The sequence below is a fragment of the Rhizobium sp. N122 genome (genome assembly GCF_002211295.1).
GTDB lineage: Bacteria > Pseudomonadota > Alphaproteobacteria > Rhizobiales > Rhizobiaceae > Rhizobium.
The window spans coordinates 180,425-196,066 of the sequence record NZ_LOKU01000001.1 but is presented as its reverse complement, the minus strand read 5'-3'; the positions used below and the strand labels follow the sequence as shown (position 1 = coordinate 196,066).

Sequence of the window (15,642 nt, the reverse complement as noted above, 5' to 3'; positions counted from 1 at the left end):
ATGGCGGCGCTCAAGGCAGGGGCATTGCTGGCTCAGGCAGGCGACACGGCGATGAGGGTGGTCGAGGCTCCGATGAATGCGATCGAACGCATTTTCGGCCGCAAGCGCATGCCGTGGCTGTTCCTGGCGCCGAACCTCGTTCTCTTCGCCATCTTCACATTCCTTCCGATTGCGATCGCGGTGGGCTACGCCTTCACCGGCGGCACCAATCTTTTCGTGTCGGAGCGGCCTTTCGTCGGCCTCGACAATTTCCGCACGCTGCTTTCCTGCGGCAATTATCTGCAGCCGGGAACCTGCCAGGAATCGCTGTTCTGGACGGCGGTGTGGAACACGCTCTGGTTTGTGGGATTCAATGTCGTCGCGACATTGCTGGTGGCTTTGATCACCGCGCTGATCCTCAATCGGGCGATCTTTGCGCGCGGCTTTTTCCGGGCGATGTTCTTCTATCCCGTCCTGCTGTCGCCCGTCGTCATCGGCCTGATCTGGAAATGGTTCCTCGATCGCAACGGGCTGCTGAACGCCTTCTTCCAGATGATCGGCGTGCCGCCGGAGATTTTCCTGCTGGATGTCGGCTGGTCGCGCTTCTTCGTCGTCGTGGTGTCGGTCTGGTTCCATATGGGCTTCTACACGCTCATCCTGCTTGCCGGCCTCCAGGCCATCCCGAAGGAACTTTACGAGGCCGCTTCCATCGACGCCGCTTCGCCGCGCCGCACCCTGTTCAGGATCACGCTGCCTCTGCTGGCTCCGAACCTGCTCGTCGTCTTCATCCTTCTGATGATCAAGTCCGTGCAGATCTTCGACGAGGCCTGGGTTCTGACGAATGGCGGCGGCCCCGGCACGGCCAACAGCTTCATCGTCCAATATATCTACCAGATGGCCTTCAGCAGCGACCTCCGCCTGTTCGGACTGGCGTCGGCCGCATCGGTTCTCATGGGCCTGGTGCTTCTGGTTCTCACCCTCATACAGCTGCGCCTCGGCAAGCGAATGGAGTCCTGAGATGAACAGCTCTATGAACCCGATCCGCTTTCTCTCGCGCACGCGCCGGGCCGGACGCATCGACATCACCGATATTCTGTCATGGGTCTGGCTGATCGGCGGAACGCTCGCCGTGCTCGTTCCCGTCGTCTGGGCCGGCCTCTCCTCGCTGAAGCCGGCGGCCGAGATCACCCGCTTTCCGCCGACGCTGCTTCCGCGCGCCGCCGTGGAGCAGACCGTGCCAGGCTTCGACAAGCCGCTCAGCCTCTGGCAGGTTACCGTCGACGGCCAGCAGCGCGAAATGGCCATGGTGCGGCGCATCGGCCTCAAGGCCCAGATGGTCGATCCTGCAAATCCCGGACCGCCGGTCAGCGTCGACGTCAAAGGGATGACGCCGGTGCAGCATCTGACCGTCGCCACCGAGAACTACACCGATCCGCTGACGCGCTTCAACTTTCTGACCTTTCTGAAGAATTCAGTGTTCGTCACTGTGATTGCGACGCTGCTGACGCTGATCGTCAACGCCATGGCGGCCTTCGCGCTGTCGAAATATAAATTCAAAGGCGACACGACGGTCTTCGTGATCATCATTTCGACCCTGATGATTCCGCTCGCCGTCGTCATGGTGCCGGCCTATCTCGTCATCGTCGGGGTCGGGCTCGCCGACAACCTCTGGGGCGTCATCCTGCCGACGGTCGCCTCTCCGACGGCTGTCTTTCTGCTGCGGCAATATATGCTGACCATCCCCGACGAGCTGATCGAGGCGGCGCGCGTCGATGCGGCGAGCGAATTCTGCATCTTCTGGCGCATCATCCTGCCGCTGACGGCACCTGCTCTCGCAGTGCTGGCGATCTTCTCCGTGCTCTGGCGCTGGAACGACTTCCTCTGGCCGCTCATCGTCCTCAATAGCCGCGAGAACTTTACGCTGCAGGTCGGCTTGAATGCCTTCCAGGGAGAGTTCTCCGTGCAGTGGCACTATATCCTGGCGATGACCTTCCTCAGCCTGCTGCCCGTCACCGTCGTCTTTCTGTTCCTGCAGAAATACATCACCACCGGTATCGCGGGAACAGGGATGAAGTGAAACGACCTGGCGCATGGAGACGTGGAGCAATATCCTCCCAAGCATTGAAGACCGCATTCCACTCTACTCGCGCCGGCCAAAGCCCGCCGCATCCGACTGGATGCGGCGGCTTCCTGCCTTGATCTTTGCGCGTGGCTTCCAGGGGTAATGCCCATTTTCTGGGCGAAATTTCTCGTTCAGGCTGTACGAATTATACGGACCTATCCGAAATGCGCATATTATCGAGCGCAGACGGCAACGCTCAAGTATCGTTTACACCATCTTAATTTCCGCGTGCAATTTCTGGTGTCAGACAGGCACAACAATAAATACGGCCATGATCGGCCGAAATATCTCTGTCATTTTCCTGGAATGATAAACATCGGTGCGTGGAGCTGCTGGGGCGGCGGGTGTTTTGCATCGAAAATTATAATAAATATCGTTCTAATATTCTATAAACGCGAAGATATATTGTCTGTAAAATGAATGCATGCTTCCCGTTGCCAGTTATGCAAGGCCGGAATGCGGAGCGGGTGCGATTCTGGATTTCATTCAAATATCTGACGCCCACCACTGGAACAGTATCATGATCTCCCTGAAGTCTCTCAAAATAGGTTCAAAGCTGCTGGGATTGACGACTTTGATCGTCATCATCGGGATCGGCATCAGCCTCTATGTCTCGACACAGCTGCGGTCGATCGACGACGCCTACAGCGCGCTTCTCGACATCGATGCAAGCGGGACCAACAGGCTTGCTGAAATTACCGGCAATTCGGACTCGATCGGGCGCGTTCTCTTTCGCCTCATTGCCGAGCCGGATGTGGACAGCATGAAGAAATCGGAAAGTGAACTGGCGCAGGTATTCGATGAAACCGCTGGATTCATCGCTGACGCAACAAGCCATTACCCCAGTGAAAAGGCGCGATTCGACGACCTTAAATCGGATCTGCAAGCCCTGAGGGCGACGACGCCGGCCATCGTGAAAGCGTCCATGGCCAGTGACAATGTCACGGCTCTGCAGCTGGCAGGCGAGGATTTCAAGACTGCAAGACTGAAGTTCGATGGCGACGCGACCGAACTCTACGATTGGGCAAAGGCGGAGTTGCAGCGGAAAAATGATGCTGCGAGCGCCGTGACCAATGAAACGATCGCCACCAGCTACATCGTGCTGGCGATCGGCGCGCTCATATCGTTGGGCCTCGGGACAGCAATCAGCATCGGGCAGATCGTGCGACCGATCCGTAGCTTGACCGAAACGATGGGCGCCATTGCCGGCGGCAACCTCGCCCTCGATATTCCTGGTGCCGACCGCGGCGACGAAATCGGCGAAATGTCTGCTGCCGTCCAAGTCTTCCGGGCCAACGGCCTGGCCAACAGGCGGCTGGAAGAAGAGGCGGCCGCCAACCGCAATATGACCGAAGACGAGCGCCGGCAGAAGGCGGAGGCCGACAGGCTGCGCGCCGAGCAGATGGCGCAGGCGACCTCCGGTCTTGCCGACGGTCTGAAGCATCTGGCCGGCGGAGACCTCGGCTATCAGTTGACCCAGTCCTTCGCGCCGGATTTCGAAAGCCTGAGGGCCGACTTCAACGCGGCCGTCAACCAGCTTCAGCAGACGCTCAGGGCGGTCGCGCAGTCGACCGGCCAGATCGACAGCGGCACACGGGAGATCAGCATCAGCGCCCAGGATCTTGCCAAGCGCACCGAGCAGCAGGCCGCCTCGTTGGAGGAGACCGCCGCCGCCCTCGACCAGATCACCGCGAATGTTTCGAACTCCTCGAAGCGCGCCGACGAAGCCCGCACGGTGGCGGTGCAGGCCAATACCAGCGCCGTTCAATCAGGCAAGGTGGTTGCGGACGCGGTCCATGCCATGCAGAAGATCGAGCAGTCCTCGAACCAGGTTTCCAACATCATCGGCGTGATCGACGAGATCGCCTTCCAGACCAACCTGCTGGCGCTGAACGCCGGCGTGGAAGCGGCGCGTGCCGGCGATGCCGGCAAGGGTTTTGCGGTCGTCGCGCAGGAGGTACGCGAACTTGCCCAGAGATCGGCGCAGGCGGCAAAGGAAATCAAGGACCTGATCCGTAACTCCTCGGTCGAAGTGGAGAGCGGCGTCAAGCTTGTCAGCGAAACCGGCCAGGCGCTGAAGACGATCGAAGACTATATCGTCACGGTCAACCAGCACATGGATGCGATCGCCACATCGGCGAAGGAACAGTCCCTCGGGCTTTCAGAGGTCAATACCGCCGTCAATCAGATGGATCAGGTCACGCAGCAGAATGCGGCGATGGTCGAGGAAAGCAACGCGGCGAGTGCAACCCTTGCCACCGAGGCCGGTCGCCTTCGCGATCTGATCGGCCGGTTCCAGCTCGGCGACAGCAGCATCTCCCAGGCCGCAGCCCTGCACAAGACCGCATCGGCCATGGCATCGCCGGCGCGCGACCTCAGTGCCAACCGCCCTGTCTCGCGCGGCAATGTGGCTCTGAAACAGGAAGAATGGGCCGAGTTCTGATATCGGCACCATGACACGGGCAGGGGCGTCTCGACCCTGCTGCGTCAGACAGGAGCGGCTCAGGCTTGCCTAGGCCGCTCCGAATTCGTTTTTAGGCAATGCCCGGGAATCCGCGTCATCAAGGGCGCGGCCGCGGGGAAAGAAATCACAAAACGGTTTCGAAGAGTGGGATCAGGGCTGCCCCGATTGCGCCGGGGGCGTCGATGATCTGTGCCACGGCAAGGCTGGGAACGTCGCGCAATACGCCATGCCGAGGCAGATTGTTGAATTCGGTCCGTTCGATAAGCATTCTCGCCAGCGAAGGCGGAAGCTCGCCGCCAAGGACGATGAGGGCCGGATCGAATATTGCGCAGATCGCATTGATGGCGCGATTGTGGGCCGGCATGACGCGGTCGACCCATTCGCGAACGCCGTCCCAATCTACCAGCGTTTCGTCCTTCAGATCCTTGAGGGTCAGGTCCGAGCACCCCTTGCTGCGAAGAAATTCGAGCAATTGGCCGAGTGCGGGACGGTCGTCGTAATCCTGACGCGCAAAGAGAACGGAGAATTCGCCGGCGTTGCCGAAACTGCCGCGAAACGGCATGCCCCCGGAAACCAGGCCGCCGCCATAACCATGAAGATGGGCGATATAGGCAAAATCCGCGACATCGCGGCCAACGCCGAAAATTGCTTCCGCCAAAGCGGCGGTCCTGGCGACATTGTCTGCCCAGACCGGCAGGCCAAGCCGTTTCCCAAGCAAAGGCGCCAGATCTATCAATGACCAATGAGCAAGCGGCAGAGGACAGTTGAAGGCCGTCTCCAGCATGCGGTGGCCGGCTACCGCGAGACCGACGCCGAGGACATCGCGCCGTGTGGCGCCGCGGCGGGCAAGAATGTTTTCGACCGCCGCTTCGATGCGTTCCAGTTCCACCGACAGCGAGGCGCCGGCTTGCGGGATTTCCATGTTTTCCAGAGGTTCGCCGAAACCCATGAGGCAAAGGCCGATCGAGCCGACGTTCACCGAGATGCCAAGCGTCAGGCACCAATCCTTTCGAAGGGTCAGCTCCGGACTGGGCGGACCCGGCCGCCGGCCCTCCGAATGCGAAAAGACGATCATTCCGCGCTCATGAAGCCGGGCGACGATCCTGTGCAAGGATTGCTGGGTGAGATCGAGCGGCTCGGTCAGGTCGGAGCGCTCGATCCCGGGAGACTTCCAGATCAACCGCAAGAGATCCCGTTCGTTGCGGGAGGCAACCCGCGCCGGTTGTACGTCTCGCAGAAAATGTGCCGCGACATGGTTTAGAGGAACGTACTTCATTTTCGGATCGTTTTGATTTACACTGTGAGTGTGAAGCTAAGGAGGGGACGCTTTATTTCCATCAGAGGCAAGGAAATTCATCCATGGTGTTGGTGATCCTGCTTACCGCATCAAGATTGGTCAGGCCAGTCCGAGATGGCGTCTCGTGTGGCTAGAGAAAAGAATCGAGTTGCATGATTTCATTGAGACCCGAGAATACAGCCCGCGTTCTTGAACCTGAGGGTTATGGGTTCGTGCCCACTCATGAAGGCACCAACTTCGAATCGATGGTTCAAGCGTTTTCGTCAGGATACGGGGTTTTCGGCGCGCAACCGCTGAGTGACGACCGGACTTTCGCCTGGGCGGCGGACCTGAGGAGGACCGAGCCATTCACGGTGATTCATTCGGTGTACCAGAGTTCCTGGAAACTCCGAACGCTCGACGAAACGCCGCAACACCTCGCGTTTTATCTGCCGCAGACGGGATCTTTTCGATTGTCGATCGGAAAAAGGATGGTTGAAAGCGGGGCGGATCATCTTCTCATGGCCAACAACCATGAGGTGGGTGATCGCTTCATCCAAGGTCCGCACAGCTCGGACGTTCTCTTCCTGGATTGGCAGGTCGTCAGGCGGATGCTCGTTTCGCTGGTGGAGACGCCGCTTTCCGAATCGCTCGACCTTGAGCCCATCCTGGATCTTGCGACACAGTCGGGCCAGCTTATCGGCAATCTGGTCCAGACGGTCGTGCAGGGCATGCGCAACGGCGGTCCGCTTCTGTCTTCTCCTCTCGCCATGGCAACGATGAGCGAAACGCTCGCTCATCTTGTAATCCGATTTGGCCACCACCGTCTGTCCGGCCATCTGGAAAAAAAGAAAGTGTCGTTGGTCGCGCCCTGGCATGTCCGGCGTGCCATCGACTATATGCATGCCAATATCGCAGAGCCTCTCACCATGACGATGGTCGCCGACGATGTCGGCGTTTCACTTCGCGCGTTGCAGACAGGCTTCAAAGCCTTCAGGGGAACTTCGCCGGCGGGTTATCTGCGCACGATCCGGCTGCAAGCCGCCCGTGAGCAATTGCGGGATCCAACCAACCAGCGATCCGTCCGCGAAATCTGCATGATATGGGGGTTCGCACATGCGGGCAGGTTCTCCATCATCTACCGCAGCACCTTCGGCGAAAGTCCGCGGGATACACGCCTGCGGGCGGAGCGCCTGCGTTAGTGCAGGCATCGAGCCTTCGAGGTTCTCAGACTTTCCGACAAGTTTTTAGCGCGGCGGTGCGATGCTGCCGCGCAGGACGAGGTGGCAACCGAGTTCCAGGCGATGGGCCGGCCGCTGCGGATCGTTGGCGATCAGCCTCTGTTCGATGAGCGCCAAGGCGGCGGCGCCGAGCTTGTCGGTGGGGACGCTGACCGTTGAAAGCGGCGGACGGCTGAATTCGCCGGGGACGATATCGTCGAAGCCCAGCACGGAGATCGCTTCAGGCACGCCTATGTCGCGATCGGCCAATGCCTTCAGGCAGCCGAGCGCCAGATTGTCGGCGGCGCAGAAGACGGCGGTGGCGCCTTTCATCGTGGGATCGCGGTCAAGCAGCGCGTTGATGGCAGCCTCGCCGTGACGAGGCTCATATCCTTCGGCCTCGACGATCATGTCTTCGGGCACCGGAAGCTGCGCGGCGAAATAGGCATCGGAAAAACCGTCATATCGGCGCTGGATCGTCGTGCGGCCCTTCCAGGTCAGGTGCAGGATGCGGCGATGTCCGAGCGCCAGCAGGTGCTCGATGCCGAGCCTGGCGCCGAAGCGGTTTTCCGGTGTCACCGTATCGACCAGCATGGCCGGATCCTCGCCGTTGACGATGACAACAGGCATGTCAGGGGAGGAGAGGCTGCGGATGAGTTCCGGCTGATCGTCGTTCAGCACCACGATGCCGTCGGCGCGCTCGGAGAGCGCGATCTGCCTGACCTGAGCGCCGTCGATGCGCCGGCCGGTGCTGACGAAAGGCACGATCCGGATGCCGCGACGCTCGCACTCCTTCCTGAGGCCGTTGAGGATCGTCCAGCTCACCAGGTTGAGGTCGCTCTCCGGCGCGGCATCGCCGGGAATGGCAAGAAGCAGGACGCGCAGTGCCGCGATCGTCGCCTTCTTCCGGCGGCGGTCGAGATACCCTAGGCGTTTGGCCGAATCCAGAACCCTTTCGCGCACTTCGACCGTCAGCGGCGCGGTTCCGTTCAGCGCGTGCGAGGCCGTGCTCAGCGAAACGTCCGCGTCGCGCGCGACATCCTTGAGATTGACTTTGCGTTCCACCTTATTCCGTCGCGAATTGAGGTTGTACCTTCGAAGACACAAGCTAACGCGATGTTTTCACATAAAGACTTCAGAAAAGCTACGTGCGCCTTGGCCTATTTTTGCGCTTTCGGCGAAAACCGGCCGCAGCGATGCTGCAAACGAGCAGTGACCGCTGTGCTCGGAGCCCTTGGCGATTACTGGGGCTTGGCGAGCAGACCGTTGAACAGCAGGTCGAAATAGGTTCGCAGGAAGGCCTCCTTGTTGGGAGTGGGCACGCGGCGATCGTCGAATATCAGCCGCAGCACCGTCGTCGTCAGGATGGGCGCGACCACGATCTCGGAGAATTCCACCGGAACTGGGCGAAACTCGCCCGCCGCCACGCCCTCCAGGATGAGGGCGTCGATCTTGGCGATGATCGGCGCTATGAACTGATCGTGGTGGCGATCGATCAGGTCGGGGAAACGCTGTCCCTCCGAAATAACCAGCCGCGTCAATTCGCGCGTCGCGCGGTCCTCGGGAATTTGCTCGTAGAAGAGGCCGAGAATGGACGTCAGTCTCTCGGCAGCGCTGCCGCTGAGCCGATCGGCGATCACCACCAGCTCCTGAAACGGCACGGAGAAGTGGTTGATCATGGCTTCGAATAGTTTTTCCTTGGTTTCGAAGTAGACATAGACCGTGCCCTTGGTGACGCCGACCCTGTCGGCGATGTCTTCGACACGCGTGCCGGCAAAACCGCATTTGACGAATTCTTCGAAGGCGGCATCCAGTATCTGGATGGGCCGTAGCGCCTTCTGTTCCGCGCGTGTGAGCTTCTTCTGAGCTGGCATTTCCCGCCTCCCTGCTGTTGCGCGCGCCCTCGTCCCTGCGACGCAAAGTTTCATTGACTAATGCGTCAGTCAATTATATAGCAGCTGCCGTTGAGAGCAAGAGGTCAACTATGAGAACCATTCTGATCGCCACTGCGATCGTATGCGCCATCGGTCTCGGATCATGCAGCGATTCGGGCGGGCCGACAGAGCCGATCCCGCGGCAGGTCGGCGTCGTCGTGGCCAAGTCTGAGCCGTTGGCCGAGGGCGGCGCGCTGACTGGAGAAGTCCGGGCCCGTATCCAGACCGATCTGTCCTTCCGCGTCAGCGGCAAGATCGTCGAGCGGCTGGTGGAGGTCGGGCAGAGCGTGAAGGCGGGCCAGCTGCTGGCGCGCATCGATCCGGAAGAGCAGAAGGCCGACCTGGATGTGGCCGCCGCCAATCTTCAGTCCGCTGAGGCGCAGCAGACCCAGGCGCAGCTTGCATTCGATCGCCAGCAGAGCCTGTTTCGAACGCAGGTGACGACGCGGGCCGCGCTCGATCAGGCGCAGGAGGCGCTTCTGACCGCGCAGGCATCGGCGAAGTCGGCGCAGGCACTGTTGGAAACCGCTCAGGACACTCTGTCCTACACGGAGTTGAAGGCGGATGCCGACGGTGTGATCACCGCCCGCAATGCCGAAGTAGGGCAGGTGGCGCAGGCAGCCCAGCTCGTCTTCACCCTTGCTCATGACGGCGACCGTGACGCCGTGTTCGAAGTGGTCGAAAGCGCGTTCCTGCGTCCGGTGGACGGCGATGGAACCGTGACCCTTCTGTCGGAACCTTCGCAGAAGATCACGGCGAAGGTCCGCGAAATTTCTCCGACGATCGATTCTTCCACCGGCACGATCAGGGTCAAGGTCGCGATAACAAGCGATGCTCCCATTCCGCTCGGCGCTCCCGTCGTCGGGCGATTCACTTACGTCCCGCAGGATGTCATCCAATTGCCCTGGTCGGCCATGACCTCCAAGGACGGCAAACCGGCCGTCTGGATCGTCGATCCCGCATCGTCGGCAGTTTCGGTCAGGGCGGTCGAGGTTGCCGGTTACGAGACCGGCAGCTTCATCGTGAAATCGGGCGTCTCGACAGGAGAGGCCGTGGTGACCGACGGAACCAAGTTTCTCAGGCCCGGTGAAATCGTGTCTTATCTCAAGGAAGCTTCCAAGTGAGTATTCGTCTCAAGATAGTCGCACTGATGGTGGGCACGGCGCTGGTTTCCTCCTGCGCGCCGAAGGAAGAAGAGGGCGGGGAGGAGGCGCCTCGTCCGGTGCTGTCCGTGACCGTCAAGCAGACGTCCGCTTCGAGGCTCAGCCTGACCGGCACGATCGAGCCGACGATTGAAACCGAACTCGGTTTCCGGATTCTCGGGCGAATGATCGCCCGCAATGTCAATGTCGGGGATGTCGTCAAGAAGGGCGACGTGGTTGCCGCCATCGATCCGCTGGGGCTGGAGCTTGCGGTGCGCAGCGCCCAGTCTGACGTGGAAAACAGCGACGCTCAGCTCAGAAACGCGGTGACCACCGAGCAGCGCCAGCGCGCATTGCTCGAGTCGCGCTCCGGCACCGAGGCCGCGCTCGAAGAGGCCGAGCAGGCGAGACGGACCGCCGCCGCTGCCGTCGCCAAGGCGCAGGCCAATCTCGACAAGGCCAAGGAGCAACTCGGCTATGCCCAGCTTCAGGCGGAGTTCGACGGGGTGGTGACGGCGACCTCGGCCGAGGTCGGGCAGGTCGTCTCTGCCGGTCAGACCGTCGTCACCATCGCGCGGCCGGACAAGCGCGACGCCGTGGTCGACGTGCCGCAGGGCGCCGCCCAGAGGTTGAAGATCGGCGCGCCTTTCGAGGTGACGCTGCAGCTCGATCCCTCAATTCTCACGTCGGGAGTGGTGCGGGAGATCGCGCCGGAGGCGGAGACGGCCACACGCACGAGCCGGACCAAGATTGCGCTGAGCGATCCGCCCGAAGCCTTCAGGCTGGGCGCCGTGATATCGGCTTCGGCCACCGTCGCCGCCGATCCAGAGATCGTGCTGCCGTCTTCCGCAATCCTTGCCGCTACCGACGGCCCGAGCGTCTGGATCGTCGACGTGCCCGGCAAGAAGGTCGCGCTTCGCCGCGTGAAGATCGACGGCGACATCTCCGACGCCGGCACCGTCCGCGTCACCGAAGGGCTCGCAGCCGGAGAACGGGTGGTCGTGGCCGGCGTGCATAAACTTGAGGATGGCCAGGCCATCAGGATCGACCAGGAGATCAGCCAGTGAAGTCCTTCAACCTCTCCGACTGGGCGCTCGAACACCGTTCGCTTGTCTGGTACTTCATGATCGTCTTCATTCTCGCAGGCGCTTTCTCCTATCTGAACCTCGGCCGCGAGGAAGACCCGAACTTCACCATCAAGACCATGGTGATCACCGCGCAGTGGCCGGGCGCCTCCGCCGATGAGGTGACGCGCCAGGTGACCGATCGGATCGAAAAGAAGCTCCAGGAACTGGAATCGCTCGATTACACCAAGAGCGAGACCGTTGCCGGCCAGACGACCGTCTTCGTCGAGCTGCTGCCGACGACCAAGGCCAGGGACGTCGCGCCGACCTGGCTGCGCATCCGCAACATGATCGCCGATATCAAGGGCGATTTTCCGACCGGTGTCGTCGGTCCTTCCTTCAACGACCGCTTCGGCGACGTATTCGGAAACATCTATGCCTTCACCAGCGACGGGCTGACCCAGCGCCAGCTTCGTGATCTCGTGGAAAATGCCCGTTCCGAGGTTCTGACCGTGCCGAATGTCGGCAAGGTCGATGTGGTCGGCGCGCAGGACGAGGCGATCTATCTCGAATTCTCCACCCGCCAGATCGCGGCCCTCGGCATCGACCAGCAGTCGGTCATCCAGACCCTGCAGGCGCAGAATGCCGTGACGCAATCCGGCTTCGTCGATGCCGGGCCTGAGCGCATCGCCTTGCGGGTGAGCGGACAGTTCACCTCCGAGGAAAGCCTGCGGTCGATCAACCTTCGCATCAACGACCGTTTCTTCCCGCTGACCGATGTCGCCACGATCAAGCGCGGCTACGTCGATCCGCCGTCGGCGCTGTTCCGTTTCAACGGCCAACCGGCGATCGGGCTTGCCATCGGCATGAAGCAGGGCGCAAACCTGCTGGAATTCGGCGAAGGGCTCGATGCGCAGATGAAACGCGTCGTCGCCGATCTTCCGATCGGCGTGGATGTCCACCGTGTTTCCGACCAGCCGCAGGTCGTCGATGAAGCGGTTTCGGGCTTTACCCGCGCGCTCTTCGAAGCGATCGTCATCGTGCTCGTCATCAGCTTCATCAGTCTCGGCCTTCGCGCCGGCATGGTGGTGGCGATCTCCATACCGCTCGTGCTGGCGATCACCTTCGTGGTGATGGAATATTCCGGCATCTCGCTGCAGCGCATCTCGCTCGGCGCGCTGATCATCGCGCTCGGGCTCCTCGTCGACGACGCCATGATCGCCGTCGAGATGATGGTGGCCCGGCTGGAGGCGGGCGACGATTTGAGGAAAGCAGCAACCTACGTCTATACGTCGACCGCCTTTCCGATGCTGACGGGAACGCTCGTCACCGTCGCGGGCTTCATTCCCGTCGGTCTCAACAACAGCGCCGCCGGCGAATTCACTTTCACGCTTTTCGTGGTCATCGCGGTTTCGCTGGTCGTTTCCTGGGTCGTGGCGGTGCTGTTCACGCCGCTTCTTGGCGTCACCATCCTGCCGAAGACCATGAAGTCGCATCACGAAAAGAAGGGCCGCTTTGCCGCCGTTTTCTCCTGGCTCCTCGGGTTGGCGATGCGCTGGCGTTGGATCACCATCATCCTGACGGTCGGCGTCTTCGGCCTCTCAATCGGCGGCATGGGGCTGGTGCAGCAGCAGTTCTTCCCCAATTCCGACAGGCCCGAACTGATCATTGACTGGAACCTGCCGCACAACAGTTCGATTGCCGAGACCAACAGGCAGATGGCCAGGTTCGAAAAGGAAATGCTGGCCGATAACAAGGATGTCGATCATTGGACGACCTATGTCGGCCAGGGCGCCCCGCGCTTTATCCTCTCCTTCGACGTGCAGACGCCCGACGTGTCGTTCGGGCAGACAGTGATCGTCACCAAAGGCCTCGACGTGCGCGACAAGGTGCGGGCGGAACTGCAGGATTATCTGACGAAAACCTTCCCAGGCACCGACGCTTTCGTGAAGCTTCTCGATATCGGCCCGCCGGTGGGTAAACCGGTCCAGTACCGCATCAGCGGCCCCGATATCCAGAAGGTCCGGGATGTCTCCCAGCAGTTTGCCGGCGTCGTCGGGCAGCATCCGCTGCTGTCGAACATGGTGCTGGACTGGAACGAGCCCTCGCGTGTGGTCAAGGTCGATGTGCTGCAGGACAAGGCGCGCCAACTCGGCGTCTCCTCCGAGGACATTGCGACTGCCCTCAACGGTATCGTCGAAGGCTCCACCGCTACACAGATCCGCGATGACATCTATCTGGTGAATGTCATAGGGCGCGCCAGGGCTTCCGAGCGCGACTCCATCCAGACGCTCGAGAATCTGCAGCTGTCGACCTCCAACGGCAAGGTCGTGCCGCTCTCGGCGGTGGCGAACTTCCGCTACGAGCTCGAGCAGCCGACGATCTGGCGTCGCGACCGGCAGCCGACCATCACGCTGAAGGCGGCCGTCATCGGTGCGACGCAGCCGGCCACGATCGTCGACCAGCTTAAGCCGAAGGTTGAGGAGTTCCAGAAGAACCTGCCGGTGGGATACAAGGTGGAAGTGGGGGGCGCGGTCGAATCGAGCGCCGAGGCCCAGGGGCCGATCGCGGCGGTGGCTCCGCTGATGCTGTTCATCATGGCGACGATCCTGATGATCCAGCTGCAGAGCTTCAGCCGACTCTTCCTGGTCTTCGCAGTGGCGCCGACGGCGCTGATCGGCGTGGTCGCGGCGCTCTTGCTCAGCAATTCCCCTATGGGCTTCGTCGCAATCCTTGGCATACTGGCGCTAATCGGCATCCTGATCCGCAACTCGGTCATCCTCGTCGTGCAGATCGAGCATCTGCGCGCCGAAGGTGTCGCGGCGTGGCAGGCGGTCATCGAGGCGACCGAGCACCGCATGCGGCCGATCATGCTGACTGCGGCGGCCGCCACGCTGGCGCTGATCCCGATCTCGCGCGAGATCTTCTGGGGGCCGATGGCCTACGCCATGATGGGCGGCATCGTTGTGGGAACCGCGCTCACCCTGCTGTTCTTGCCGGCGCTCTATGTCGCATGGTTCAGGATCCCGAGGGATGAAACTGTCCCGGCCGATGCCGCGGCGGAGGCATGAACAGTTCATGCAGCCACGGCTTGCAACACGGACCGGGACGCAATGTGTGGGATGGCAAAGGCAAAGCCGTCCCACACCGGAGCAGGGTGCGGTACCACGGCTTGGAAGGAGAGGGTCGATAGTGAAACGGCGTTTGAAATTGCTGCCGAAAGCGGGCCCGGGAATGTTAGCGGCAGTCGCGCTGGTCATGCTATCGGGTTGCTCCACAAGGCCGTCGCCCGAGGTTCTGAAGCCGGTTCACCTGAATGAGGCGCTTCGTTCCGAAGTCAATTCGGACCGGGTGAGCGTCCTGGCTGCGACCAACCGGAACCCGGATGCCGTGCGGGGCGGGTTCGGGAGCGCGTGGTCCGAGACCCTTACCTATGAACAATACGAATTTTCAGTCCCTCCCGGCAGGAAGGGAACGGTGATCACCTATCCGACGTCAAAGCCCGATCCCGACCGGCAGTTTGCCGTCACCACCCGTAAGCAGCTGCCAAAGGATGCCTTCGTGCAGGAGGCAATCCGTTCTATGCAATCCGACGGCACCATCGGCATCTTCGTGCACGGCTACAATTACAGTTATCAGGAAGCGCTGTTTCGCACCGCGCAGATTGCCGCGGACGCAAAAATTCAGGGTGCGCCCATCCTGTTTTCCTGGCCGTCGGCCGCCGCCGTTGCCGGCTATGTCGCCGACCGCGACGCAGCGCTGTCCTCGCGCAGCGAACTCGAAACCCTCGTCACCTCGCTCTCTGCTTCCGGCAAGGTGAAACGCATCATCCTCTTCGGCCATAGCATGGGCGGGTTCCTGGTCATGGAAACGGTGCGGCAGCTCAAGCTGCAGCATCGCGACGATGTCATCGGCAAACTGGCGGTGGTGCTGGCTGCCCCCGATATCGACGTCGATGTCTTCCGCTCCCAACTGGCGGATATCGGGAGAATGCCGATCCCCATATCCCTGCTCGTTTCCAAGGACGACCGGGCGCTCGTCGCGTCGAGCTTTATCGCCGGAGAGCGGCCGCGCGTCGGACGGCTCGACATCGACGATCCCGTCATCGAGGAGGCAGCCTTAAGGGAAAGGCTTCGGGTCATCGACATCACGTCGATCCAGGCGTCGGACGGGCTGGGACACGACCGCTATGCGTCGCTCGCCAAGTTCGGTGCGCAGCTTGCCTCCTTCGAAAGCGGCAGGCGTGCATCCGCCGGCGATGTCGGCGCCTATGTCTTCGATGCGGCCGGCGCTGCAGTCGCAAGCCCGTTTCGCCTGGCCGGACGTGTCATCGGCGCGCAGTGAACAGCCCGGCGGGCTCAGGAGGATCTGTACAGCGCGGCCGCCGACATTGTGTACAATGTGACTATTAAATTGTCAGATGCCTAAATGGGGAGCACAC

Annotated in this window: 11 protein-coding genes; 8 read left to right on the top strand and 3 right to left on the bottom strand. The window is 61.4% G+C overall.

From position 1 onward, the window contains the following. The 3 genes from ATY75_RS00850 to ATY75_RS00840 all read left to right on the top strand — a co-directional run bounded on the left by ATY75_RS00850 (position 1) and on the right by ATY75_RS00840 (position 4,544). Entirely contained in the window at positions 1 to 996 is a 996-nt protein-coding gene (locus ATY75_RS00850) for a sugar ABC transporter permease (protein ID WP_088936070.1), read from the top strand. Positions 997 to 1,009: 13 nt separating this feature from the next. Next, positions 1,010 to 2,056 (top strand): carbohydrate ABC transporter permease, encoded by a 1,047-nt coding sequence (locus ATY75_RS00845; RefSeq protein WP_190241298.1) that lies wholly within the window; start codon positions 1,010 to 1,012, stop codon positions 2,054 to 2,056. A gap of 565 nt (positions 2,057 to 2,621) precedes the next feature. Beyond that, positions 2,622 to 4,544, top strand: coding sequence for a HAMP domain-containing methyl-accepting chemotaxis protein (locus ATY75_RS00840; RefSeq protein WP_088936068.1), 1,923 nt, complete (start codon positions 2,622 to 2,624; stop codon positions 4,542 to 4,544). A 145-nt stretch (positions 4,545 to 4,689) separates the two neighbouring features. Here ATY75_RS00840 and ATY75_RS00835 read toward each other — a convergent pair whose 3' ends face one another. Next, positions 4,690 to 5,841: an ROK family transcriptional regulator gene (locus ATY75_RS00835; protein WP_088936067.1), complete on the bottom strand. Its 1,152-nt coding sequence runs from the start codon at positions 5,839 to 5,841 to the stop codon at positions 4,690 to 4,692. A gap of 173 nt (positions 5,842 to 6,014) precedes the next feature. Here ATY75_RS00835 and ATY75_RS00830 point away from each other — a divergent pair, with 173 nt between their 5' ends. Continuing rightward, positions 6,015 to 7,043 carry a helix-turn-helix domain-containing protein gene (locus ATY75_RS00830; RefSeq protein WP_064844368.1) on the top strand — a complete coding sequence of 343 codons (1,029 nt, stop codon included), beginning with the start codon at positions 6,015 to 6,017 and terminating at the stop codon, positions 7,041 to 7,043. Between the two features lie 45 nt (positions 7,044 to 7,088). Here the strand turns inward: ATY75_RS00830 and ATY75_RS00825 are convergent, their stop codons facing one another. After that, positions 7,089 to 8,126, bottom strand: a complete 1,038-nt coding sequence (locus ATY75_RS00825; protein WP_064844366.1) for a LacI family DNA-binding transcriptional regulator — start codon at positions 8,124 to 8,126, stop codon at positions 7,089 to 7,091. Between the two features lie 176 nt (positions 8,127 to 8,302). Next, positions 8,303 to 8,935, bottom strand: coding sequence for a TetR/AcrR family transcriptional regulator (locus tag ATY75_RS00820; protein WP_088936066.1), 633 nt, complete (start codon positions 8,933 to 8,935; stop codon positions 8,303 to 8,305). A gap of 110 nt (positions 8,936 to 9,045) precedes the next feature. On the opposite strand from ATY75_RS00820, the gene ATY75_RS00815 reads away from it, so the two are divergent. From ATY75_RS00815 to ATY75_RS00800, 4 genes are all read left to right on the top strand, one after another. Beyond that, a complete protein-coding gene (locus ATY75_RS00815; RefSeq protein WP_088936065.1) occupies positions 9,046 to 10,119 on the top strand; it encodes an efflux RND transporter periplasmic adaptor subunit in 1,074 nt (357 codons plus the stop codon). Further along, positions 10,116 to 11,204, top strand: coding sequence for an efflux RND transporter periplasmic adaptor subunit (locus ATY75_RS00810; protein ID WP_088936064.1), 1,089 nt, complete (start codon positions 10,116 to 10,118; stop codon positions 11,202 to 11,204). The genes ATY75_RS00815 and ATY75_RS00810 overlap by 4 nt, the downstream gene beginning before the upstream one ends. Beyond that, complete coding sequence (locus tag ATY75_RS00805; RefSeq protein ID WP_088936063.1) at positions 11,201 to 14,272, top strand: efflux RND transporter permease subunit; 3,072 nt, start codon at positions 11,201 to 11,203, stop codon at positions 14,270 to 14,272. Before ATY75_RS00810 ends, ATY75_RS00805 begins: the two co-directional genes overlap by 4 nt. Positions 14,273 to 14,435: 163 nt before the next feature. Next, a complete protein-coding gene (locus tag ATY75_RS00800) occupies positions 14,436 to 15,545 on the top strand; it encodes an alpha/beta fold hydrolase (protein ID WP_088936062.1) in 1,110 nt (369 codons plus the stop codon). The last annotated feature ends 97 nt before the right edge of the window (positions 15,546 to 15,642 follow it).